The sequence below is a fragment of the Vibrio splendidus 12E03 genome (assembly GCF_000272105.2).
Classification (GTDB): Bacteria; Pseudomonadota; Gammaproteobacteria; order Enterobacterales; family Vibrionaceae; genus Vibrio; species Vibrio splendidus_I.
This window is the reverse complement of the sequence record NZ_AJZD02000012.1, coordinates 1-21842: the sequence shown is the minus strand read 5'-3', so window position 1 is coordinate 21842 and position 21842 is coordinate 1. Positions and strand designations below refer to the sequence as shown.

Sequence of the window (21842 nt, the reverse complement as noted above, 5' to 3'; positions counted from 1 at the left end):
TTTGACGAAGATATACACCTATTATCATTTTTGGAAGTTATAGCTAACGATGTTGATCTTATAATCGTAAATGTTGAAGCTTGGATTGTACTGAATTTAAATTAAGTGACCTATTATATGCATGTTGTGAAAAATAAACGTTATATAAGTTCAATAGAAGAACTGTATGAAATAGTCGATTCGCTAATTGCTGAGTGTAGTGGACATCGTGGTTTAATTTACAACGTGTGTGATTATGAAAATAATAACCTGATGCCAAGCTTAGGCCGTTCCAATCGTAAGAACATTCGCCGTGTCGAACAAGAGCTTCTCTCGACCGTGAGAGTTTATGGCGGGCATTCGTTGAGTGCACACGAGATAAACGATTGGTTACTGATGTGTTTAGCAAAGAAACAGGGGTTTCCAACCCGTTTACTTGAATGGACAGATAACCTGATTAATGCGCTGTGGTCTGTATGTCATAGCCAAAGTAAAGACTGTCTCAATATTATCAAAGCTATTGATTATCATAAGGTTAGTGTTTTTAACTCACCATGTGACCTCAATCGAACTCAGATATTCAATGTGGCTGATTGTGATCAGCAAGAGCCACGCAAGGACAAGTGGTATTCCATTCACCCATTTAAGGAAGGTGGCAATGATGCCATTCAGCCTTTGTACGATGAGAAAGAATATTCAAACGGTCTAGTGTCCGTTCATATTCTTCCATCAGTGAAAGTAAACCTGATAAAGGAGTTAATATCCATGAATGTTTTAAATGAACCGACAGAGTATGTCGAAGAGAAACTAACGGATTTAAAAAAAGAAGCACATGCAGATAACAACCAAGTCATAAATAAAGGTGACGGCAATATCGAATTGCAAGTGAATACTCATGATCGTCAACTTGAACAGTATGGTCGCAAATATCATCAAGACTTTGATTTCGACTAAAGGCTAATACGTTATAATTTAATTATACCTCTTATATCGTGAGTGAAAAGTTGAGTAAATAAAATTAGAACACTAATTAATTTATAAAAAGATGAAATCTGTGAGCTTAGAGATTGTTTATAACCTAACTCGAAGTTAGAGTGATGAATCTTGTTATCAAGTTGTTAAGCTCTCGCAGATCTAGTTTAAACACTCTAATAAAAAAGTGGCGCAAAGCTACTGAAATTTAAACCAATAACGAAAACATAAAGGATTCTGGAATATGAATATGCAAACCAATGCAGCGACATTCGTGCTGGAAAACCAAGTCGACACCGCCTTTTTACAGTCTTTTAGTGATGCATGGAATAACCATGATATTGAAGCGCTAATGTCGTTTATGACCGAAGACTGTGTCTTCCACACCGTGGCTGGAGAAGGCGAACTTGGAAACACTATCGAAGGGTACGAAGCCGTTCGCAATAGCTTTGAATTGGTTTGGCAGAACTTTCCAGATGCAGCTTGGAGCGACCCTGTCCACTTTGTGTGTGGTGACCGCGCGGTAAGTGAATCAACGTTCTCTGCGACTAACCCTGATGGCACTGTCATTGAAGCTCGTATGGTTGATGTGTTTACTCTGAAAGAGGGAAAAATCAGCGTAAAAAATGCCTTCCGTAAAACAAGACCTCTGTTGACTCCTAACAACACTCCCAAGAGCTAGACACGAAACCACAACCCGTTCACGTGTTATGACTAGGAGAGTCGAATTATGAGTTTAGTAATGGAACAACCGGCAGCCGATGTGCCGCCAAAGGTGACAAGCACCCAAGCACAAGAAAGTACCCAAGCAAAAGATAAATACGATCCAAAATACGATCCACTTAAAGACAAGAGCCCAGGTCACGGTAAGGAATACGCCCCGACTTATTGGGTAGATACCGCAGGCGTACCACCTGAAGATGATGGCCCAATCACGTCAGACATGGATGTCGATGTGGCTATTATCGGTTCAGGCTACACAGGCCTAAGCACTGCGATACACCTTGCTGAAATGTACGGTATTAAAGCGACAGTGATTGAAGCCAACCGTTTGAGTTGGGGCTGCAGCACCCGAAATGGTGGTCAGGCACAGTGTGCTTCAGGACGTTTGAAGCGTTCCCAGTGGATTGAACGCTGGGGACTGGAAACCGCGCTAAAAATGCACCGCGAATGCATCGATGGCATGAACACGTTTAAGTCTCTAATCAAAGACATTGATTGTGACCCACAACCGGGCGGCCACTTATACGTCGCTCACCGTCCAAAAGTGATGGCAACCCTAGAGAAAGAAGCCAAGTTGCTGCGTGACACGTTCGATTACGATGCGCAGATCTTAGATGCGGAAACCGTAAAACGTGATTACGTTGGTGATCAAGAAGCGGCAGGCGCAATGCATGAGCCAGAAGGTATTGGCATCCATGCAGGGAAACTGGCGTTTGGTTATCTAAGAAAGGCGAGAGCACTCGGTGTAAAAGTTCACCCAGCAAGCCCTGTGATGGGTTGGGAAACACGTAATGGTGTGCATTACCTAAAAACACCAGGTGGTGTGGTTAAGGCTCGTTCTGTCGGTGTTTGTACTGGTGGGTATACCAGCCAAAGTTTGCATTCAGAGCTTAAGAATCGCCTATTACCCGTACTTTCTAACTCGATGGTGACACGTCCGTTAACTCAAGACGAAATCGCCGCGTGTAACTTCAAAACCAATCAGGTGATTACTGACACCAGAATTTTGCGTCATTACTACCGTTTGTTACCCGATAACCGAGTGCAGATCGGTACACGCAGTGCCATCAGTGGCAAGAATGCACCTGAAAAGAAATACGAAGACATGTTGAGAGCGGATTTAACCCGAAAATTCCCTTCTCTCGATCAGATCAAAATCGATTATTCATGGTGGGGGTGGGTGGATGTTAGCCACGACATGATGCCAAGAATCTATCAGCCGAATCCAAAGCAATCCATATTCTACGCACTAGGGTATGGCGGCAATGGTGTGATGTACTCCGCTCAAGCAGGCAAGCGCCTCGCTCAGTGGATCGCAGGTGAAGGTCATAAGCTTGACTTGCCAATATTTGAATCAAAACTTCCGTTCCCCAACGTGAGGGAAGTGGTGGAATCTGAGATGTTTGCACCATTTCGAAGAGTAGGGCAACAGTTCCTTTATCAGTGGTATTCGTTAAAGGATGAAGTGCTTTAGCTACTCGAACATTGTTTCCAAAATAGGGAAATAGAACTACGACCAGGAAAGTTGTACCAGGTCACCTTGTGAGCAAAGTACAGGCAGGAAGTCTGTATGATAGGAAAGGTTAAGACTATGAAATTGATTAAAAATAAAATTATTGCTGGCGTCACAATTGTAGCAACAGCGATGCTATCTCATACCGCGGCAGCAGCAAATTTTAAAATGGCTATCGGCGATGCTGCTGGTGGTACTCAGTGGGAATTAGCGACCTCATTCTCTGAATTGATGGAGCAAAAAACAGACGGTAAAGTCAAAATCGACCTGTTCCCGAATGGTCAATTGGGCAACGAGCAAGACACCGTCAACGACGCGGCAATCGGTCTTCTCGACTTCTCAGTATTGGCGATCAACAACGTGACGCCTTTCTCTCCAACGGTTGGTCTATTGACCATGCCTTATGTCATTCAAAGTGCAGAAGAAGCGGTGCTATTAACTCAAGGTCAAGTGGGTCAAGACCTTGTCGATAACACCATTCGTGATGCAGGCGTTCGTATCGTTGGTTGGGCTTATTCTGGTTTTAGGGTTCTGACTAACTCTAAAAAATCAGTGGCTTCACCAGCGGATCTAAAAGGACTAGTGATTCGTGTTCCTCGTAACGAAATCATGATTGCTTCTTACCAAGCATGGGGCGTAAACCCAACACCAATGGCATGGTCAGAAACATTTACTGGCCTGCAGCAAGGTGTGGTTGATGGTCAAGACAACCCATATATCACTGTGCATGCGATGAAGTTCAATGAAGTACAAAAGTACGTCACAAACCTTCGTTATATCTTCTCACTTGAGCCGCTTATCGTCAGTGAAACAGTCTTCCAACAACAGACGCCTGAAATGCAAAAGATCATTCTTGAAGCGGGTCAGGAAGCGACAGAGCACAGCTTTGCATACTTAGAAAATACTGAAAACAAGATCCGTGAAGAACTGCAAGTAAAAGGCATGGTATTCACAGACCCAGCAGACAACGAGCAAGAGTGGATCAACAAGGTGACTAAGTCAGTTTGGCCTAAGTTCTACTCAAGCATTGGGGGCAAAGACAAGCTAGACGACGTTCTTGAGTTACTAGGTAGAAAGTAACGATTAGATTCGCCCTATCAGCTGCTCTCTGCTACTTAAACACCTAGCAATAGAACAGTGAGATAGGGCATTTACATGGCTTTACTCGTTGATCTGTTCTGTACCTGATCTTTTTAGGACCGTGAGCGACTGGTTGTCATGTGGAAATCAACATTGGAGGTTATATGTCAGTCGCTAAAACAATAAAAAAGCACTTAAACAACATTGAGGAATATACGTGTTGTCTGCTGCTCGCAAGCTTTGTCCTATTGCTGTTCACACAAATTCTTACTCGCCAGTTCTTTGATTACTCTATCCCTTGGGGGGATGAGGTCGCTACTTACATGTTCGTTTGGTTTGCCTATCTAGGGGCTGTTGTGGCGGCCAAGATGTCGGCGCACAACCGAGTGAGCTTTCACTTTAAATTCTTTCCGCCAATCGTGCAGACCGTGAGTGAAACCATCGCTGACTTCTTATGGCTCTGTTTCAACGGCTACTTCGTTTACCTCAGCTACGACTTCGTGTTCAACAAAATGAATCTATTTTGGAAGTCTCAGACTACAGGTATCCCGATGAAGTACTTCTACATGATTTTACCTATCGCGTTTTCACTGATGATGATTCGAATTATCTGGAATAATTATGAGCGTTTATTCAAAGGCGCAACCAACGAAGATCCAGAAGTCAAAGAGCTGCGCAAAATGACGGCACAAAAGTCTGCGCAATAGTCATCACAGAGAATAGTCGTAATAGAGAGATGTAATAATGGAATCCTATTTAACTCTAATTTTATTTGGTGGCTTTTTAACGCTTTTAATCCTAGGCGCACCAATCACAGTATCACTGGCCGGCGCTTCGATGGCGGCCTATATGTTGCTCGATAAAAATCCCATCGCTTTAGTACAAATCGCGTTTACCTCGGTGGGTAACTTCCCATTAATGGCGCTGCCAGCCTTTGTTCTTGCGGGTGCTTTAATGGAGGCAGCGGGTATCTCCAAACGTCTGGTGGATATCGCTGAAAGCTTAGCTGGGCCCGTAACTGGCGGGCTTGGCGCGGCAACGGTAATGGCATGTCTTTTCTTTGGTGCTATTTCGGGTTCTGGCCCTGCAACCACCGCCGCGGTAGGCATGTTAATGGTGCCTGCGATGGTGAAGCGTGACTACGATAAGAGCTACGCATCGGCAGTTACAGCTGCATCTGGTGGGTTGGGTATTATCATCCCGCCATCTATTCCTTTGGTTATCTTTGGTATCTCTGCAATGGGCTTAATGGCGCCACCGGAAGCCATTGCTCGACACGGCCAGTTTGCTTCTCTGTCGATTCCAAAGCTGTTTGTCGCTGGGGTTGTACCAGGCTTCATCATGGCATCGACGCTGGTGGTAACCAACTACTTCATTGCTAAGCGAGAAGGCTATAAAGGGCTGACCGAAACGTGGTCGTTTGGTGATGTAAGGCACTACTTGCGACGTGGATTATGGTCGATATTAGCGCCGTTCTTGATTCTTGGCGGTATCTACAGCGGCATGTTCACACCAACAGAATCAGCGGTTGTGGCGATTTTCTATTCGCTGTTTGTGGGTGTGTTTATCCACCGAGAGTTATCTTTCAAAAGCGTGATGAAATCTTTGTCGACCACCACGTGGATCACTGGCCGCGTATTGTTAATCCTCTTTGCTGCCACCGTGTTTGGACGCTTGTTGATTGAGCAAAAAATCCCAGTTGTTGTGGCGGAATCACTACTCAGTTTCACCGACAACATGTACATGGTGTGGGCTCTGACGATTACCTTGCTGCTGTTCATCGGCATGTTTATGGAAACCTTGGCGGCGATCATGATTATTGTGCCAGTGCTGCTACCAATCATGTACATGTTGGGCGCGGATCCAACTCACGTGGGCATTGTGGTGGTGTGTACCTTATCGATAGGCTTTGCAACGCCGCCGCTCGGCGAAAACATCTTTGTCGCCTCGGGGATCGGTGGCTCAACGGTTGAGCAAATCACCGCGAAAATCCATCCCTTTGTTCTTGCTTCTGTTGTGGGCGTGTTTGTTATCGCTTTCTTCCCACAAATTACGCTTTGGCTTCCGTCCTTAGTGGGCTATTAGGAGAGATAACCATGAATTTATCCAGAATCATCCTCATTGGCTGCGCCGTGTTTGCTGTTGTGAGTGGCATTGGTTTACGTGCCGAACATTCAGAAACCATGGAAGAAAATAAGCCAGTTAATGTGCTCGATATTTCTGAACCACACGTTGTCAGTGACGCAGAAAGAAGAGCCAAAACTCTCCTTGCTAAAGCGGTGGTCCATGTTCAAAAGGATGGCGATGAAAGCGTTAAAGACTTTATGAGTGACCCTGAATATATCGATGGTGAGCTATATGTGTTTGCTTTGGGCATCGATGGCCAATTCCTTGCCAGTGGCGGATCTTCGATGGTGCTGGTTGGTGACAGTGTGTTGGACACGCAAGACGTTTACGGCAATCCTTTTTTCCGAGAAATGATCACCAAAGCGGTACACAACGGTTTTGGTGAAGTGAAGTATCACTGGACTAATCCGACTGATCGTATGGGTGAGCCGAAAACGACTTTCTTTGAGCGTGTGGGCGATGTGATTGTCGCTGTGGGTTATTACCCAGAACGTTCGAGTGCTGCTGAGGCTAAGAATTTATTGGCGAGAGCGATGACCGCGATAGTGGAGTCAGAACAAGAGAGTTTAACGGAGTTCAATGACGCCGAAGGAAGTTTTGTAGAAGGAGACCTGTATGTGTTTGTGATGGATATGAACTCTGGGAAACTGCTGGCGCACGGGGTTTCTCCTGAGCTTGTCGGGCGTTCACACAACGAAATTCTAAGCCCTGACGACAAGCCAATTCTCACGGAGATGTTGAACCTTGCGAAAGAAAACGGCCGAGGTGTTTACACCTACCGATGGTTAAACCCGCTGTCGAGCAAAGTGGAAACCAAGCACACTTACTATCGAGTGATCGACAATAAGTTGGTTGGAGTGGGTTATTACACAAATTCAAACAACACGTAAACGTGTTTCTACTGAACCCTCAACCCAGTTAAATAAAGGGCTGGGGGCTCGAAATACCGGTTTGTGTAAAAAAGCGATTTAGTAAAATTCACAGTGTGTAATTTTTGTTGTGAAATTGTTTCAAAAATACAAGTAGTATGAAAAACATGGAAACCACACAGTAAAGAACAATTTTGAAAAGGGTCTATTGGGATGTTTGACCTAAATGAAATTTAAAGCCGTACGAGGGATAGACTATGAATATGCTGACACTAGACAAAACAGAACTTCACAGAAACCATTCAACATTTATTGCTGAAGCTGTCTTTGCCGTCGAGATGGTGAAAGCAGACAAGCAACTCGAAAAACAAAAAATGGCGAAACAGCTGCTTGATACTCTATTTCCTCTAGAGACTGGTTCACATGAAGATGTAGTGAGCTACGAGATTGATTACCGACATGTTCAGGTTTATTTCAAAAACGGTGAACACACCGGCCTGAAACGCGCTAAGCATTTTGTAGCTTACACTGGTGACAAGTCTAAGCCTTCAGCAATCCTATTCCGCGATGAAAGTGGTACACACGTTGAAGTGACAATCGGCGCTCGTAAAGGCACTGGCCGTCTGGAGTTAGTTGATATTCAAGATATCCAATTAGAGACGTGCACCACGTTTGGCCAAACTGAGGCTAGCCGTTCTTCAGGTATTCGTCACTGGGTGAGCTTAGTAAAAGGCGATGAAAGCGGCCGTCCGAATGCATCAAGTGAAGACAAAGAGTTCACGGCGAAGAATGGCGAAGACTACAACCTAGGTTTTTGCTTCGCGATCTAATGTGCTGTCTTTGAAATGTGAAGTGCTGCTCTGCTAGACGCAGCACTGACATCCTAACACTGATTTCTCTTTTACCTTTGGTAATTTCCCCGCCCCTATAGCGGGGCTTTTTTATTAGAGCTATAAATAAATTGGGTGGTTAGTAAAATTATCTGTAGAAACTTTGAATGATATTTTACGGTGCGTTATTTTAATTTAATGCGCTGTATTTAAAGGTTTTTATTTGTTTATTTTATTCTGTTTTTATTGTCTCAACTATCATGATTGACGGTGCTTTGGGTGACTATTGAGCAAAAACTCAGTCAAAATGCTTCGTGCTGTGCTATTATGCGCGTCCTGGGATTGAGCCAGTAAGTCCATTTATCACCTTGCTCGGTGGTTTTTATCACGTTTTATTTTTGTGAAATGGCGAGCTAATCAAGTAGTAGTTGGATATGGAGAGCGTCCTTATATTCGTTGATTCGGATATGCGAACATCATAATTTATGAGTTTTAAATCAAAAAAATACAGTATTGATTCTACTGACTATCAAGTTGGTCAAGATAACGTCAGTAAATGGGGCATGGATGTCCATAACACAGTCTTCGTAGCCTCAGTAGGCTTATCTCTTCTTTTTATCATCACTCTTCTTGCTCTTCCTCCTGCAGATGCCAAAGCTGCGATTGATTCTATCAAGGGTGCTGTTTTATCTAAGTTTGACTTCCTCTTTATGTGGGGAGCCAACATCATGTTAGTTTTTGCCGTTATTCTTGCATTCTCACCTTTGGGTAAAGTTCGCTTAGGTGGCGAAGACGCGACTGCGGATTATTCAATGTCATCTTGGATTGCGATGCTATTCGCAGCAGGCATGGGTATTGGACTTATTTTCTGGGGTGTTGCAGAGCCAACGGCGTTCTTCACCAACTGGTTCGGAACGCCACTCGATGCAGAACCTTTCACAGAAGCTGGCCGTGAATTGGCACTGGGTGCGACCTTATTCCACTGGGGTTTCCATGCTTGGGCTATCTATGGCATGACGGCACTTTGCCTTGCGTATTTTGTTTACAACAAAGGCTTACCGCTATCAATGCGTTCCGTGTTCTACCCAATTCTGGGTGAACGAGTATGGGGCAAAACCGGTGATGTGATCGACGTACTTACTGTACTGGTTACGTTGTTTGGTCTTGCGACCTCATTAGGCTTAGGTGGTACACAAGCAGCAAGTGGTATCAGCCACGTGTTTGGCTTGGAAAACAACATCTTCCTTCAGCAATCGATCATCGTTCTGATCATGGGCTTAGCGATCATCTCCGTTCTACGTGGTATGGACGGTGGTGTTAAGTTCCTTAGTAACTTGAACATGGTTATTGCGTTCGTATTCCTTGGTCTTATCGCTGTTCTGAACTTCACAACTGTGCTTGATTCTGTGGCGACTGCGGTAACGGGTTATGTGAAAAACATCGTTGCATTGAGCCAAAGTTCTGGTCGAGAAGACACAACATGGCTACATGGTTGGACTGTGTTCTACTGGGCATGGTGGGTTGCGTATGCACCTTTCTTCGGTATGTTTGTAGCGCGTATTTCTAAAGGCCGTACGGTTCGCGAATTCTTACTTTGTGTACTGATTATCCCAACATTGGTAACGTCAGCTTGGATGTCGATCTTCGGTGGCGTGGCAATCGAGCAAGTAATTAACCATGTGGGACAACTTGGCCTCGACCAAGGCATCACAGACGTATCTCTAAGCTTGTTCTACATGCTAGATGCTTACTCGTTCGGTAGCATTCTGTCAGTTCTCGCTGTCGCACTGATCATTGTGTTCTTCGTTACAACGCTAGACTCAGGCTCTATCGTTATCGATGGCATGACGGCGGGTGGTAAGCTTGAAGTTCCTGTTAAACAGAAAGTGGTTTGGGCGGTTATCTCAGGTGCTATCGCAATGGTAATGCTGTGGATTGGTGGTACTCAATCTATCCAAGCTCTGCAATCGATCACGATCATTGCTGCATTGCCGTTTACGATCATTCTTCTGATTGGTTGTTTCAGCTTGTTGAAAGGTCTACTGACTGAAGTAGATAAAGGACAAGCAAGCGTTAGCGAAACGGCTAACTAAAGAAACCAAGCAGGGAGTTAGTGAATGACTCCTCGCTAAGCGTGATTTCAAAGCTCTCTTGCACAGTGTGCAAGGGAGCTTTTTTATGCCCAAGAAGAAATTAGAGATAAGCAGAAAAGACAAAAAAAAAGCCATAAGTGAATCGTCACTTGTGGCTCTTTTTTAGCTTTAGGGATTAGTTCTAGGGAACTAGGTACTAGCTTAAGCGTTTAATTCGTGCTGAATTACGTAATCCAAAGCACCGACTACCGCAGCAACTTGAGCGTCATTACACTCTTCGTCTGTCACTTTGTCGCTGTCCGGGTAAACTTCAGTGGTTGTGCCGTACTTACAATCAGTCACACCACCACATAAGCCAAGCTTCTTCATTGGGTAGTTAATCACACCATGTTGAGTAACTTCAGAACCAATGATCTTGCCGTCTGCATCTGCTGGCGCAATGTGCGTTACTTTTTCAACTGAAGCAATTACCGCCGCTTGGAATTCAGGCTGCGGATTCTCAGTATCACCAACTGTGTAGAAACCGTCTGGGATCATGCCTTCGATGTATTCAATACCATCACGTGCAGCGAGTGCAGGGCGGAATTCCGTTTCATCAGAATCCGTCGTTTCGTGTAGATCAACGTGAACCAGTACCTCTGGCAGAGACGCCACTAACGCACGCAGGTTTGCTGATTCTTCAGCTGGTGTACCGTCATAGAAAGAACGGTTTGGATCAACAGCATTTGGGTTCCAACGGTTGATGACTTCGTAACCCCAAGGGCTCACACAAGGTGCAACCACTATGTTGAAATGTGCTGCGTATTTCTCTGCTTGGGTCGCTGCGAATTTGATAGCGCCATGTACACCACTGGTTTCGTAACCGTGAACGCCACCTGTAACAAGAATGGTTGGCTTTGACTCATCCCAGTTTTTGCTCTTAATTGCGAAAAGTGGGAATCGAGCTTCGTCGTAGCTCAGTGCACCGTATTGTTCGATATCAAAACGGTCTGCAAGTGCTTTAATCTTTGGCACAACTTCTTGTTGGTATTCACGCTTAACCGTTCTTTGAGCTAACCATGCTTCACGTTCTGCTTGTTGCCACTTTTGTCCTGGCTTACCAATTGGGTAGGTAGATTCACTTTTCATCTATACTTTTTCTTTTATGTTCGTGAAAGATTAAGACAGATTATTCCTGTCTAACAGAGACAGCAATAGAAAACACAACTTGTGACTTTATTTTTTACAGACTCATAACTTTGATGAGTGAATTGATGATGTTACATTTCATCGATGGTTCAATCCTTTATAAAGAGACAATAAAATGGCTGGAGCAAGTTTATTAACACTGCTAGATGACATTGCAACCGTGTTGGATGATGTCGCACTGATGTCTAAGGTGGCAGCTAAAAAACCGCAGGCGTATTGGGTGACGATTTAGCCCTTAACGCTCAGCAGGTATCAGGTGTTTCTGCTGAAAGAGAAATCCCAGTGGTATGGGCGGTCGCAAAAGGTTCATTTAAAAATAAGCTGATTTTGGTTCCGGCGGCATTATTGATCAGTGCGTTCATCCCTTGGTTGATCATGCCACTACTCGTGATTGGTGGTCTGTTTCTTTGTTTTGAAGGGGCGGAGAAAATCTTAGAGAAGCTCTTTCCTCATGCTCATCAACATGACGAGAAGGAAGAGGATACGAGTACTGGCGAATCCATAGAGGAATATGAGAAGAGAAAGGTCTCAGGCGCGATTCGTACCGACTTCATATTATCTGCGGAAATCATTGTGATTGCGCTAGGTACCGTAACGGGTACAAGTATCCTTACTCAGATTCTTGTCGTGAGTGTGATAGCCGTTGTGATGACGATTGGTGTTTATGGCTTAGTAGCAGGGATCGTTAAGTTGGATGATTTAGGCTTCTATCTGCAGCGAACATCGAATGGTAGTGGCATTAAAACCCGTTTGGGTAATGGGTTAGTCGCCTTTGCACCAAAGCTGATGAAGATGCTTGCTGTGGTCGGTACAGCTGCGATGTTCTTGGTTGGTGGCGGTATTGTGGTGCACAACGTTCCTGCGATTCACCATTTAATTGAACCGATTATTATGGATTTTAGTGGACATACGATTGCGACAGCGGTGGTACCGACGCTATTAAACGGTGTGATTGGGGTTTTAGCTGGCTTGATTGTCGTTGCTGTTTGGACTGCGATTGGAAAAATACGCGGTAAGTAATCGTTCATTATTATTTATAATAAGACAGTCTTTCATCGAAACAAAAAAGGGTCACCATAATTATTATGGTGACCCTTTTCGTTAAATGGAGGGCGTTTATTTAACAGCCCAAGCGCTTATTTTACAGACCAAGCAATCGTCTCGCCGCCACGGATTGGTACAACGATGTCTGAACCGAAAGGCATCGTTTCAGCAACATTCCATTCTTCTTTAACAAGAGTGATGGTGTCTGCATTACGTGGCATGCCGTAGAAATCCGGACCATTGTGGCTCGCGAACGCTTCTAGGTTCTCAATCTTGCCTTCTAAATCGAATACTTCAGCGTACAGTTCAACCGCAGCGTGTGCTGTGTAAGAACCTGCACAACCACATGCTGACTCTTTAGCACCTTTTGCGTGTGGCGCAGAGTCTGTACCCAAGAAGAACTTCTTGCTACCGCTTGTTGCCGCTTCGATAAGTGCTAACTGGTGTGTGTTGCGCTTAAGGATAGGTAGGCAGTAGAAATGTGGCTTAATGCCGCCAACCAACATGTGGTTGCGGTTATAAAGCAAGTGGTGAGCTGTGATGGTTGCCGCTACGTTCTCGTTAGCGTTCTTAACGAAAGTCGCTGCATCTGCAGTCGTGATGTGCTCTAGAACGATCTTGAGGTTAGGGAAGTCGTTAACAATCGGTGCTAGAACCGTGTCTAGGAACTCTTTTTCACGGTCAAAGATATCAACATCGTGAGCCGTTACTTCACCGTGTACAAGCAGCAACATACCCACTTCTTGCATCGCTTCTAACACGTGGTAAATCTTTTGAGCTGAAGTTACGCCTGAATCCGAGTTTGTCGTCGCGCCAGCAGGGTATAGCTTCGCCGCTACAACAGCGCCAGATTCTTTCGCTTTGCGAATTTCGTCAGGTGTTGTGTTGTCTGTTAGGTAAAGTGCCATTAGAGGCTGGAACTGTTCACTTGGCTGCTCTGCCATGATGCGTTCACGGTAAGCAAGAGCCATTTCGGTATCGGTTACCGGTGGGATGGTGTTTGGCATGATTAACGCTCGACCATTGTAGCGGCTGATATCGCGGACTGTATCTTTTAATACTTCGCCATCGCGTAGATGAACGTGCCAGTCGTCAGGACGAGTAATCGTAAGTTGTGTCATTGAAGGCTCCCACCATTTGAAGTGTTATGTAGTTGGAGCCTAAACTCAGCGAAATCTGTGAAAGCAATCGCTTACGTTTAGGCGACAGGATGATAGTGGAAAAGCACTTTCATTTCATCCTATTTTTAACTCTTCAGGGTTAGGAGCTTGTTTTTATGGATATTTTATTCGGTATCTATTTGTTAATAAGGGTTAGCGGGTGGCTACCCACAGACCATGGATCATTCCTGGAACCCAGAAGAAGAAAGTAAGAATGATATTAATCACCAGATCTTTCCCGGCGCCGCGAGCGAAGAACACGCCAACAGGCGGAAGCAGTACACATAAAATGATAATGACGAGTTTGTTCATGATAAATCCTTTTTATTCAATGAAGGTTCAATGCGATAACCGTGTTCAAATTATAGAACGTATGGAGAGTGTTACTGCATTGCTGCCTTAATGTATCAAAATAGAAAGCTAAACATCTCAAGATAATAGCTTAGTATCAAGTGTTTAGTAGCTGCCAGTTTATCTATTTATAACCATTTGTTAGCATTGGGACAAACAACAAAACATTGGAATCGTTATGTCGCAGCTACCGTCAGATCAAAAGGCTTTAGAGCAAGTGCCTTCTCTATCTCAAATCAATGTATTTCCCGTGAAATCTGTGGGCGGGATCGCGCTCTCTTCTGCTTGGGTCGAAAAACAAGGTCTAACTTTTGACAGGCGTTTCATGCTGGCGTTGGCAGACGGTTCAATGGTTACAGCGCGCAAGTACCCGAAGATGGTTAAGGTCTCTTCAAGTTTGCAGCCAGACGGTTTGATTTTTACTTATGAAGGTAAAGAGCCACTGCGTCTGAAATATGCAAACTTCAAGATGCAAGAAGTGCCAGCAACGGTGTGGAAAGACAGCTTTACAGCGTATACCACCAACGACGAGGCGGATGATTGGTTCAGTGACGTGTTGGGTGTTCGTGTTGAGTTACTGTTCTCTGGCGAGCAATCAAATCGTGTCCGAGAAAAGCTTGGTCAGAATGTAAGCTTCGCTGATGGCTATCCAATGTTGGTGATCAGCCAAGCCTCTCTAGATGAGCTCAATCGCCGCAGCCCTGAAGTCCATTCAATGGATCAGTTCCGCACCAATTTTGTTGTTTCAAATACAGCAGCCTTTGCCGAAGATAGCTGGAAGCGTATCCGAATTGGTGAGGTTGAATTCGAAGCGGTGAAGCCTTGTGAGCGCTGTATCCTAACGACAGTAGATGTTGAGAGCGGCGAATTCAGAGCGACAAAAGAGCCTCTTAATACCTTCTCTACATTCAGAGCGAATGAGCGTGGTGGCGTATTCTTTGGTCAAAACCTTGTGGCAAAAAACGAGGGTTTGATTAAAGCGGGTGACGTGGTTGAAGTTCTCGAAACCAAAGAGAAAGAGCATTATGAAGACACATGGGTGGAGTCGCTGCACTTAACCTGTGTTGAACGTGAAGAGATCGCTCGCGACTTTACAACGTTTTGGCTAGAACCAGCGAAAGAGAACCACTCACTACCAAGTTACCAGCCTGGGCAGCATCTACCGATTGAGATGGTGATTGATGGCGAGAAGGTTTCTCGTCGTTACACGTTATCTTCTAGCCCATCACGCGCAGGCCGTTTGGCGATTTCTGTAAAGCGAGTGGACGATGGTCAAATTTCAAACTGGCTCAATGACCATTTCCAAGTAGGTGACACTCTTGTTGCTCAAAACCCAGACGGTGCTTTTTATCTAGAACAAAATCCAACGCACCCTTTACTACTTTTATCTGCAGGTAGCGGCATCACGCCAATGCTGTCGATGCTTCGTTACTTAGCAGACCATGATCAAATTGATGATGTGGTGTTCTATCACCAATGCAGCAGTGAAGAAGATATCCCTTATCAAGCAGAGATTGATAAGATCGCTCACGAACATTCTGGGTTGCGCGTGATTTATTCGTTAAGCCAGCCAACGAAAAAGTGGGATGGTCTATCAGGTCGTTTGAGCGTGTCTCATGTCGCTAAAATTGAAGCGCTTCATAAACGCCAAGCATTCGTGTGTGGCCCTGACGGCTTTATGGATAATGCCAAGAAATTGCTGATTCAAATGGGGCTTAATCCTCAGCATTATCATCAAGAAGCGTTTGGTGTTGCTCAGTCTACCGAAGAGGCGGTGAAGCAGCTGCAGCTAAGTGTCAATGGCTACCTGTTTGAAGGTAATAACCAATCAACCCTGCTAGAGCAAGCTGAGTCGGCCGGTGTGTCTATTGCTTCAAGCTGCCGTGCTGGTTTCTGTGGCGCTTGTAAAGTGACCCTTGAGTCAGGACAAGTTCATCAACCGGATGTACCAGCATTGCAAGAGCATGAACGTAATATGGGTCAGATACTGGCGTGTTGCAGTGTTCCGCAAACTGATATCGAAGTAGTGGATTAACGACGCGTAGGTCATAAGGAAAAGCACGAAATAAAAAAGGCCGGAAGTTCGTTAAATGAACATCCGGCCTTTTAGATCCTGAGACTAATTCAGATAATTAATCGTAGATCGTTGGGATTGGTTGACGCTTGTGTTGTGTTGCTTTGTAGATGCCCACTAAGCGGTCAGACACGTCTTGAGGGACTTCTTTGCCTTCAAGGAAATCATCGATTTGGTCGTAAGAAAGGTTCAATGCTGCTTCATCGGCTTTTTGTGGGTCAAGCTCTTCTAGATCAGCGGTTGGCACTTTTTTAACCAGTAGCTCTGGAGCGCCCAGTGTTGCTGCTAGTTCACGAACTTGACGCTTGTTCAGGCCAAATAAAGGCGCTAAATCACATGCACCGTCACCGTGTTTGGTGTAGAAGCCAGTAATGTTTTCCGCTGAGTGGTCAGTACCGATTACAAGGCCGCCAACGTAACCTGCAATTTCGTATTGTGCGATCATGCGAGCACGAGCTTTCACATTGCCTTTCACAAAGTCGATTTTTGCAGAATCTGTTGGTAGTAAGCCTGTGCCTTCTAAAGCCACGTGAGAGGCTGCGTGAAGCCCGTCAACACCCGCTTTAATGTTTACTGAAACTGATTGAGAAGGCTCGATGAAAGACAAAGCGAGCTGTGCTTCGTCTTCATCTTTTTGCTCGCCATAAGGTAGACGAACTGCGATGAATTGATAATCGTTGCTGCCAGACGTCTCATTTAGGCTGTTAACGGCCATTTGCGCTAGGCGACCACAAGTTGTCGAATCCACACCGCCACTGATACCAAGGATCAGAGACTTGCAGCCTGACTGCTGAAGTTTCGTTTTGATAAAGTCCACACGACGAGTCACTTCGAAGTGAGGGTCAATTGAAGGTAGTACGCGCATTTCGTCACGAATTAACTGTTCCATTCGTATTCCTTTCCTGCAAGCAAATTAAAAATCTAGTGTTATCATACCTAAATCATCCGATTTAAAAACCTCTTTGCACAAGCTTAGAAAGAGAAGGCAGTAATTAATAATGGAAAAAATAGCCATTTTCGGTAGTGCGTTTAATCCACCGAGCTTAGGGCACAAAAGTGTGATTGATTCGTTGGCTCACTTTGACAAAATTCTACTCGTTCCAAGTATTGCCCATGCTTGGGGAAAAGAGATGCTAGACTTTGATACGAGATGTCAGTTAGTTAACGCATTTATTAGCGATCTTTCACTGGAGCAAGTGGAGCTTTCTTTGATCGAAAAGAGCCTATTTACCCCAGGTGAAAGCGTGACGACTTATGCGGTGCTCAGTGAACTTCAAAAGTTACATCGTGACGCTGAACTGACGTTTGTTATTGGCCCAGATAACTTCTTTAAGTTCTCATCTTTCTATAAATCAGATGAGATTACCGAGCAGTGGTCTGTAATGGCTTGCCCTGAAAAAGTGAAAATTCGCAGCACAGACATACGTAATGCACTGATAAGTGGAAGCGATGTGGCAAAACTGAGTACAAAGTCAGTTACAAAGATGTTGCAAGATAGTGGACTGTATCAGATAATGTAAGTTCACTAATCAAGAGGTCAGAGGACTATGCTAAAGAGCGCGATACCAGCGACGTTGATCATGGCAGCATGCAGTATGCCTGCGTATGCTGAGTGTGATTTTTTTAGCCTAGATTCAATCATGCTGACTTCTGATGAAGATGACAACTGTCTAGATCTTTCTACGAGCATTGAGTCTTTTGGTGAGCGCATGCTGGAAATCACTGGTATGAGTGAAGACGAGGCCGAGAGCACACCAGACTATTGGTCTGACTGGGTACTTCAAAGTAAAGACTCGCCATTGCTGACACAAAGCATTGAGTCAAACTATGTTGGTTTGGGTATGTGGTTTCCAGAAGACCTTGAAGATGAGCAGTATGATATGTCGACAGAAGAGTGGTTGATGAATCATGGCCTTCAATTGAGCATTGGCTTTGGTGATAAAGTAGAAGGGCAACCGCGCATGCGATTTGATTACCGTTGGCATGACTCACGTGACGCCGACCTAATGATGCAAGTTGAATTGCCATTTTAGACAGGCAGATACACAGATAGATTGCTAACTACGTCTAAACAGTAAGAATTAAAAAAGCCGCAAAAACTCAGTTTTTGCGGCTTTTTAGTATCTGGCTTGCTAGTTTAAATACAAACACTCACTTACTGCCAAGCTATAGATCTTCACCAAAAACAAGCATACACAGTTGTTCGAACTCTTCTTCTTTACCTGAGAACAGGTCATCAATCACAAGTGAACGTTTCTGGCCTGACTGCATGCGTTTCTTCGCTTCTCGCATCACCATCACCAGAGTGTGCTCTTGTGGCAGGTTTGAATCATCAATGTTCCATTGATTGAATCGCTGAGAAAGAGCACTTTCGCAAAGCAGTGGTTTAAACGACAACACTTCTTGCTTCAATACAGAAAGCATATCTTTAAACGCTTGTTCCGTATTATTGGCATTGGAAGCGCGAGCTTTGGTTTGTTCTAACTTTTCTAGTAGCGCCGAAGAGAGGTTAGTTTGCGTAATGTAACCCGCTTGTCTTGGGAATGAATCCGTCAAACGAACAGAAAAATCGACGCGGTTAACCTGAGTGTTTGGAAAGTAGGTCAGTGACGTTAGGCAGTCGTATGGAATCCAGACGCTTTGTCCTGGTTCAACGGCATACTCTTGTTTGCCTAACTTAATCAAAACCAAGCCACTTTGAACCGATACAAGGCTATGTTTAAGTACTTTCTTGCGTGGTGTGATCACCAAGTGTGAAAAGTAAGCCGATGTATATTCAATAGCGAAGTTCATAGATAGTACCTTAATTTTGGGGCGTCAAGATTACCGTTAATCTTAAAGAATGCCAACAATAACAGGGGATTTTCAATGTTTCTGGTCTGACCTTGTCAAAAGTATGGGCTCTGTAGCTGCGAGAAGTCAAAACAACGCGTAGAATGAGCCAGCTTTTTATTATATGAATTAAAAAATGACCTCTCCAACCGATCCATATGTTGATATTCGTCCTTACGGCGATGATGAAATTCCAGCGGCACTAAACCGTCTTATTAACGATGAAGAATTTATTAGTGCAATCTTGCACTACCGTTTTTCAAACCATGCGTCTTGGTTCAAAGCATTAATGAGCCCGATTTTGCGTGTGTACTTAAAAATGAAGTGGAGCAAGCTGACTAGCGTTGAATCCATTCAAATTGAAGTGAAAAAGTACTTACGCGATACATTGGCTAAGACTACTAATGGTGTTACATACACTGGCGTAGAGTCACTGGATGCGAATCAAGCTTATTTGTTTGTCTCTAACCATCGTGATATCGCTATGGATCCTGCACTTGTTAACTACGCTCTGCATCAAAATAACCACCAGACTTGTCGTATCGCTATTGGTGACAACCTGCTGAAGAAGCCATGTGCGACTGAACTTATGCGTCTGAACAAAAGCTTCATCGTAAAGCGTTCTTTAAAAGGGCCACGTGAAATGATGAAAGCGCTAGGGCAGTTGTCTTCGTACATTAAGCACTCTCTAGAAACAGGTAACTCTATTTGGATCGCTCAGAAAGAAGGTCGTGCAAAAGACGGCAATGATTTCACAGAGCCAGCAATTCTGAAGATGTTCCATGTTGAAGGGCGTAAGCAAAAAATCGCATTTCCTGAGTACGTGAAATCATTGAAGATCGTTCCTGTGGCTATTTCATACGAAAACGATCCATGTGACACAGCGAAAGCGATAGAGCTTTTTGAAAAAGACGTAAACGGCAGTTACGAAAAAGGTGAGTTTGAAGATATCGAAAGTATCATTCAAGGTATCATCGGTAACAAAGGACGTGTTCATGTCGGTTTCGGTCAAGTTATCGATCAAGATTTTGAAACGCCAGAAGCGCTTGCTGAAGAGATCGATCGTCAGATCCACGATAACTATAAACTGTTTCCAGTAAACTTACTGGCAGCAGAAAAAGAAGACGAGTCGATTACAGCGGCCGTTAAGCAAGAGTTTGAAGCTAAACTATCGAGCTTGCCACAAGGCGCGCGTCAGTACTTGATCGATAGCTACGCGAACCCAGTGAAGAACATTGGTTAACGAGCGTTAGTTAGCTTGCTAGTTGATTAGCAACTTGATTTAATTGAAAAAGGAGCCTTGGGCTCCTTTTTTGTTTCTGAATGGCTACTTGCTGCTGCGATCGAGCATTCACGTATTCGAGCATTAGAGCTTCAGTCTGAATTAGCGAGCGACTGCGCCACCGAGCTCTAGATTGGTTGGCCATATGGTTACAATGTTGCCGCCTAGATAGATGTTGCCTTTAACTGTCATAGTCTCGGGGAATGTTGTAATCCCAGAACCGCCTATATATAAGTCGCCATCAACCACGATCCCGTTGGGTAGCTCGGTTAAAGGAGTGCGGATCACGCTCAGATCGCCTTTCACTCTAAAGCCATTCGGTAGCCTTTCCAGTGGAGTATCGGTGAGGTTAATAAAGCCGCCCACTCTTACACCTCTTGGCCAACTGGTGATTTGGCTGCCAATCAAGTCGACGTAACCTTTTATCTTAACCCTGCTCGGGACTCGAGCGAGTTGGCTGTTAGAGCCTTTTAGGCTGCCGTTCACTTCTAACCCTTTGGGTAGGCGTGTGATCGCAGTATTCTCTATATTGAGATTACCATCTACCACCAAGCCAGTTGGAAGTGATGTATAAGGCTTATTTCGTAGATATAAGTTTCCGTAATTATCGAGATGGTTCAATATTTGATAGTGATCGAGTGGTTCTGCACTGACATTTGTTATGGTTAAAGAACCAATAATAAGTGCAATTATTCTGAGCATAACAAGCTTCTTATTACGATAGACGTTTACACTATAATGGAAAAATTAATCTCGCATAGTGTTTTACCCATTTGGCGGTAAATTAACGAGAAATGGAGCAAAGATGATAGGTAAATCAATGATTAGAGTAAATATACGAATTATTAAGGTCTTTCTGATAGCCGCTTCAGTGTTTGGCTCAATGTCTGCGAGTGCCAATAAAGTAATTTCAACGCCCGGTAAAGCTGCGGTAGTGGTGACACAAGGCAGTCAACAGCAACGAGTTTGTTATTATGATGACAAGGCTTATAGTATTGGGGCAGTGTTAGAGGTGGGGGGCGTAGTGATTCAGTGCGCTGCAGAAAATGATTTTGAGCAAAATGGGTCACTGGCTTGGGTTCAATTAAAAAAAGACGAGTAATTCACTCGTCTTTTAATAAGAATATAAATGCTTATATTAACGCGCTAGAGAGCGAGTCTTAAGTTCAAAAATAATCTTCTCAGCGCTAACTTCAAATTTAAAGCGAGCGTGCAACTCTGTGCTTTCTTCAGTCATCTCTGATGCTTCGAACTCAACGTTGCTAGACACTTGTTTAGCAAGTTCAACATACTTAGCAAACTCAGCTTCAATCAGTGCTTTTGAGTTCCCGTAAACCGTTACTTCAGCAACATCGTCGCCTTCTTTAATGATGAACCCGATTTCGCCTGCACAGCCGCAAGCCTCACATACATCGTTATTACCAATATCTTGGCTCATAAATAATCCTCTTACAAAGTCTGAGGTTATTCTAACGAGCAATTTGAACTGTATCTACAAAAATTAAAACCTTTGAACTAATTTATACTGGTATGCTATGTTGTTTGTTAAGGTGTTTAATGAATATCTACATTCGCGCCGCCAAATATGTATGTGATTTACCTCACGTTTTGTTGAAAAGGAATGTTATTAATATGTCAGAATATCATTCACTTAGTTGCGCCAGAAATGATTTTATAAGACTATCTATCGCTTGATAGGTATTTATACAATGAATTTTTCGTTGG

Annotated in this window: 21 protein-coding genes and 1 pseudogene; 15 read left to right on the top strand and 7 right to left on the bottom strand. The window is 44.1% G+C overall.

The features are described from left to right. Nucleotides 1-117 precede the first annotated feature (117 nt). The 9 genes from A142_RS01825 to A142_RS01785 all read left to right on the top strand — a co-directional run bounded on the left by A142_RS01825 (nt 118) and on the right by A142_RS01785 (nt 10186). On the top strand, nt 118-933 hold the full coding sequence (locus A142_RS01825; RefSeq protein ID WP_019825711.1) for an FRG domain-containing protein: 816 nt from the start codon (nt 118-120) through the stop codon (nt 931-933). A 262-nt stretch (nt 934-1195) separates the two neighbouring features. Continuing rightward, entirely contained in the window at nt 1196-1633 is a 438-nt protein-coding gene (locus A142_RS01820; protein WP_016767899.1) for a nuclear transport factor 2 family protein, read from the top strand. A 48-nt stretch (nt 1634-1681) separates the two neighbouring features. After that, complete coding sequence (locus tag A142_RS01815) at nt 1682-3148, top strand: NAD(P)/FAD-dependent oxidoreductase (RefSeq protein ID WP_019825707.1); 1467 nt, start codon at nt 1682-1684, stop codon at nt 3146-3148. 117 nt (nt 3149-3265) lie between these two features. After that, nucleotides 3266-4267, top strand: coding sequence for a TRAP transporter substrate-binding protein (locus tag A142_RS01810; protein ID WP_019825705.1), 1002 nt, complete (start codon nt 3266-3268; stop codon nt 4265-4267). Nucleotides 4268-4431: 164 nt separating this feature from the next. After that, nucleotides 4432-4974, top strand: coding sequence for a TRAP transporter small permease (locus A142_RS01805; RefSeq protein WP_017064289.1), 543 nt, complete (start codon nt 4432-4434; stop codon nt 4972-4974). A 37-nt stretch (nt 4975-5011) separates the two neighbouring features. Then, nucleotides 5012-6352 (top strand): TRAP transporter large permease, encoded by a 1341-nt coding sequence (locus A142_RS01800; RefSeq protein ID WP_019825703.1) that lies wholly within the window; start codon nt 5012-5014, stop codon nt 6350-6352. An 11-nt stretch (nt 6353-6363) separates the two neighbouring features. Continuing rightward, a complete protein-coding gene (locus A142_RS01795) occupies nt 6364-7284 on the top strand; it encodes a cache domain-containing protein (RefSeq protein WP_019825701.1) in 921 nt (306 codons plus the stop codon). Between the two features lie 236 nt (nt 7285-7520). Then, a complete protein-coding gene (locus A142_RS01790; protein ID WP_017064292.1) occupies nt 7521-8093 on the top strand; it encodes a malate synthase in 573 nt (190 codons plus the stop codon). 485 nt (nt 8094-8578) lie between these two features. Further along, nucleotides 8579-10186: a BCCT family transporter gene (locus A142_RS01785; RefSeq protein WP_019825698.1), complete on the top strand. Its 1608-nt coding sequence runs from the start codon at nt 8579-8581 to the stop codon at nt 10184-10186. A gap of 201 nt (nt 10187-10387) precedes the next feature. On the opposite strand, the gene A142_RS01780 is transcribed toward A142_RS01785, so the two are convergent. Then, nucleotides 10388-11314, bottom strand: a complete 927-nt coding sequence (locus A142_RS01780) for a M14 family metallopeptidase (RefSeq protein ID WP_019825696.1) — start codon at nt 11312-11314, stop codon at nt 10388-10390. 175 nt (nt 11315-11489) lie between these two features. Here A142_RS01780 and A142_RS01775 point away from each other — a divergent pair. Further along, nucleotides 11490-12394, top strand: a pseudogene (locus A142_RS01775) (DUF808 domain-containing protein). Between the two features lie 116 nt (nt 12395-12510). Here the strand turns inward: A142_RS01775 and pyrC are convergent. Together pyrC and A142_RS01765 are read right to left on the bottom strand one after the other, a co-directional pair. Next, nucleotides 12511-13539 carry a dihydroorotase gene (gene pyrC, locus A142_RS01770; protein ID WP_009845762.1) on the bottom strand — a complete coding sequence of 343 codons (1029 nt, stop codon included), beginning with the start codon at nt 13537-13539 and terminating at the stop codon, nt 12511-12513. Between the two features lie 192 nt (nt 13540-13731). Continuing rightward, nucleotides 13732-13890: a YqaE/Pmp3 family membrane protein gene (locus A142_RS01765; RefSeq protein ID WP_017059962.1), complete on the bottom strand. Its 159-nt coding sequence runs from the start codon at nt 13888-13890 to the stop codon at nt 13732-13734. 217 nt (nt 13891-14107) lie between these two features. Here A142_RS01765 and A142_RS01760 point away from each other — a divergent pair, with 217 nt between their 5' ends. Further along, nucleotides 14108-15964, top strand: a complete 1857-nt coding sequence (locus A142_RS01760; RefSeq protein WP_019825693.1) for a hybrid-cluster NAD(P)-dependent oxidoreductase — start codon at nt 14108-14110, stop codon at nt 15962-15964. 97 nt (nt 15965-16061) lie between these two features. Here A142_RS01760 and nadE read toward each other — a convergent pair whose 3' ends face one another. Further along, nucleotides 16062-16892 carry an ammonia-dependent NAD(+) synthetase gene (nadE, locus tag A142_RS01755; RefSeq protein WP_019825691.1) on the bottom strand — a complete coding sequence of 277 codons (831 nt, stop codon included), beginning with the start codon at nt 16890-16892 and terminating at the stop codon, nt 16062-16064. A 109-nt stretch (nt 16893-17001) separates the two neighbouring features. On the opposite strand from nadE, the gene A142_RS01750 reads away from it, so the two are divergent. Together A142_RS01750 and A142_RS01745 are read left to right on the top strand one after the other, a co-directional pair. Continuing rightward, on the top strand, nt 17002-17523 hold the full coding sequence (locus A142_RS01750) for a nicotinate-nicotinamide nucleotide adenylyltransferase (RefSeq protein WP_019825690.1): 522 nt from the start codon (nt 17002-17004) through the stop codon (nt 17521-17523). Between the two features lie 27 nt (nt 17524-17550). Then, complete coding sequence (locus A142_RS01745; RefSeq protein WP_019825688.1) at nt 17551-18036, top strand: hypothetical protein; 486 nt, start codon at nt 17551-17553, stop codon at nt 18034-18036. A 133-nt stretch (nt 18037-18169) separates the two neighbouring features. Here A142_RS01745 and A142_RS01740 read toward each other — a convergent pair whose 3' ends face one another. Beyond that, the gene (locus A142_RS01740; protein WP_017064307.1) at nt 18170-18796 is read right to left on the bottom strand and encodes a hypothetical protein; all 627 of its coding nucleotides are present in this window, start codon (nt 18794-18796) and stop codon (nt 18170-18172) included. Nucleotides 18797-18971: 175 nt separating this feature from the next. Between A142_RS01740 and A142_RS01735 the strand changes: the two genes are divergently transcribed. Next, nucleotides 18972-20078: a 1-acyl-sn-glycerol-3-phosphate acyltransferase gene (locus A142_RS01735; RefSeq protein ID WP_029405674.1), complete on the top strand. Its 1107-nt coding sequence runs from the start codon at nt 18972-18974 to the stop codon at nt 20076-20078. 141 nt (nt 20079-20219) lie between these two features. Here the strand turns inward: A142_RS01735 and A142_RS01730 are convergent, their stop codons facing one another. Next, a complete protein-coding gene (locus A142_RS01730; protein ID WP_019825685.1) occupies nt 20220-20819 on the bottom strand; it encodes a hypothetical protein in 600 nt (199 codons plus the stop codon). 103 nt (nt 20820-20922) lie between these two features. On the opposite strand from A142_RS01730, the gene A142_RS01725 reads away from it, so the two are divergent. After that, nucleotides 20923-21219 carry a YnjH family protein gene (locus tag A142_RS01725; RefSeq protein WP_019825683.1) on the top strand — a complete coding sequence of 99 codons (297 nt, stop codon included), beginning with the start codon at nt 20923-20925 and terminating at the stop codon, nt 21217-21219. A 36-nt stretch (nt 21220-21255) separates the two neighbouring features. On the opposite strand, the gene A142_RS01720 is transcribed toward A142_RS01725, so the two are convergent. Beyond that, the gene (locus A142_RS01720; RefSeq protein WP_017062761.1) at nt 21256-21555 is read right to left on the bottom strand and encodes a YfcZ/YiiS family protein; all 300 of its coding nucleotides are present in this window, start codon (nt 21553-21555) and stop codon (nt 21256-21258) included. Nucleotides 21556-21842: the final 287 nt, after the last annotated feature.

What these genes read in the sequence shown, in the direction of transcription:
- A142_RS01730 (WP_019825685.1), bottom strand. Translation starts at nt 20,819, where the DNA reads ATGCTCAGAATAATTGCACTTATTATTGGTTCTTTAACCATAACAAAT.
- A142_RS01820 (WP_016767899.1), top strand. Translation starts at nt 1,196, where the DNA reads ATGAATATGCAAACCAATGCAGCGACATTCGTGCTGGAAAACCAAGTC.
- A142_RS01725 (WP_019825683.1), top strand. Translation starts at nt 20,923, where the DNA reads ATGATAGGTAAATCAATGATTAGAGTAAATATACGAATTATTAAGGTC.
- A142_RS01735 (WP_029405674.1), top strand. Translation starts at nt 18,972, where the DNA reads ATGACCTCTCCAACCGATCCATATGTTGATATTCGTCCTTACGGCGAT.
- A142_RS01790 (WP_017064292.1), top strand. Translation starts at nt 7,521, where the DNA reads ATGAATATGCTGACACTAGACAAAACAGAACTTCACAGAAACCATTCA.
- A142_RS01795 (WP_019825701.1), top strand. Translation starts at nt 6,364, where the DNA reads ATGAATTTATCCAGAATCATCCTCATTGGCTGCGCCGTGTTTGCTGTT.
- A142_RS01780 (WP_019825696.1), bottom strand. Translation starts at nt 11,314, where the DNA reads ATGAAAAGTGAATCTACCTACCCAATTGGTAAGCCAGGACAAAAGTGG.
- A142_RS01825 (WP_019825711.1), top strand. Translation starts at nt 118, where the DNA reads ATGCATGTTGTGAAAAATAAACGTTATATAAGTTCAATAGAAGAACTG.
- A142_RS01765 (WP_017059962.1), bottom strand. Translation starts at nt 13,890, where the DNA reads ATGAACAAACTCGTCATTATCATTTTATGTGTACTGCTTCCGCCTGTT.
- pyrC (WP_009845762.1), bottom strand. Translation starts at nt 13,539, where the DNA reads ATGACACAACTTACGATTACTCGTCCTGACGACTGGCACGTTCATCTA.
- nadE (WP_019825691.1), bottom strand. Translation starts at nt 16,892, where the DNA reads ATGGAACAGTTAATTCGTGACGAAATGCGCGTACTACCTTCAATTGAC.
- A142_RS01785 (WP_019825698.1), top strand. Translation starts at nt 8,579, where the DNA reads ATGAGTTTTAAATCAAAAAAATACAGTATTGATTCTACTGACTATCAA.
- A142_RS01740 (WP_017064307.1), bottom strand. Translation starts at nt 18,796, where the DNA reads ATGAACTTCGCTATTGAATATACATCGGCTTACTTTTCACACTTGGTG.
- A142_RS01750 (WP_019825690.1), top strand. Translation starts at nt 17,002, where the DNA reads ATGGAAAAAATAGCCATTTTCGGTAGTGCGTTTAATCCACCGAGCTTA.
- A142_RS01760 (WP_019825693.1), top strand. Translation starts at nt 14,108, where the DNA reads ATGTCGCAGCTACCGTCAGATCAAAAGGCTTTAGAGCAAGTGCCTTCT.
- A142_RS01810 (WP_019825705.1), top strand. Translation starts at nt 3,266, where the DNA reads ATGAAATTGATTAAAAATAAAATTATTGCTGGCGTCACAATTGTAGCA.
- A142_RS01800 (WP_019825703.1), top strand. Translation starts at nt 5,012, where the DNA reads ATGGAATCCTATTTAACTCTAATTTTATTTGGTGGCTTTTTAACGCTT.
- A142_RS01815 (WP_019825707.1), top strand. Translation starts at nt 1,682, where the DNA reads ATGAGTTTAGTAATGGAACAACCGGCAGCCGATGTGCCGCCAAAGGTG.
- A142_RS01745 (WP_019825688.1), top strand. Translation starts at nt 17,551, where the DNA reads ATGCTAAAGAGCGCGATACCAGCGACGTTGATCATGGCAGCATGCAGT.
- A142_RS01805 (WP_017064289.1), top strand. Translation starts at nt 4,432, where the DNA reads ATGTCAGTCGCTAAAACAATAAAAAAGCACTTAAACAACATTGAGGAA.
- A142_RS01720 (WP_017062761.1), bottom strand. Translation starts at nt 21,555, where the DNA reads ATGAGCCAAGATATTGGTAATAACGATGTATGTGAGGCTTGCGGCTGT.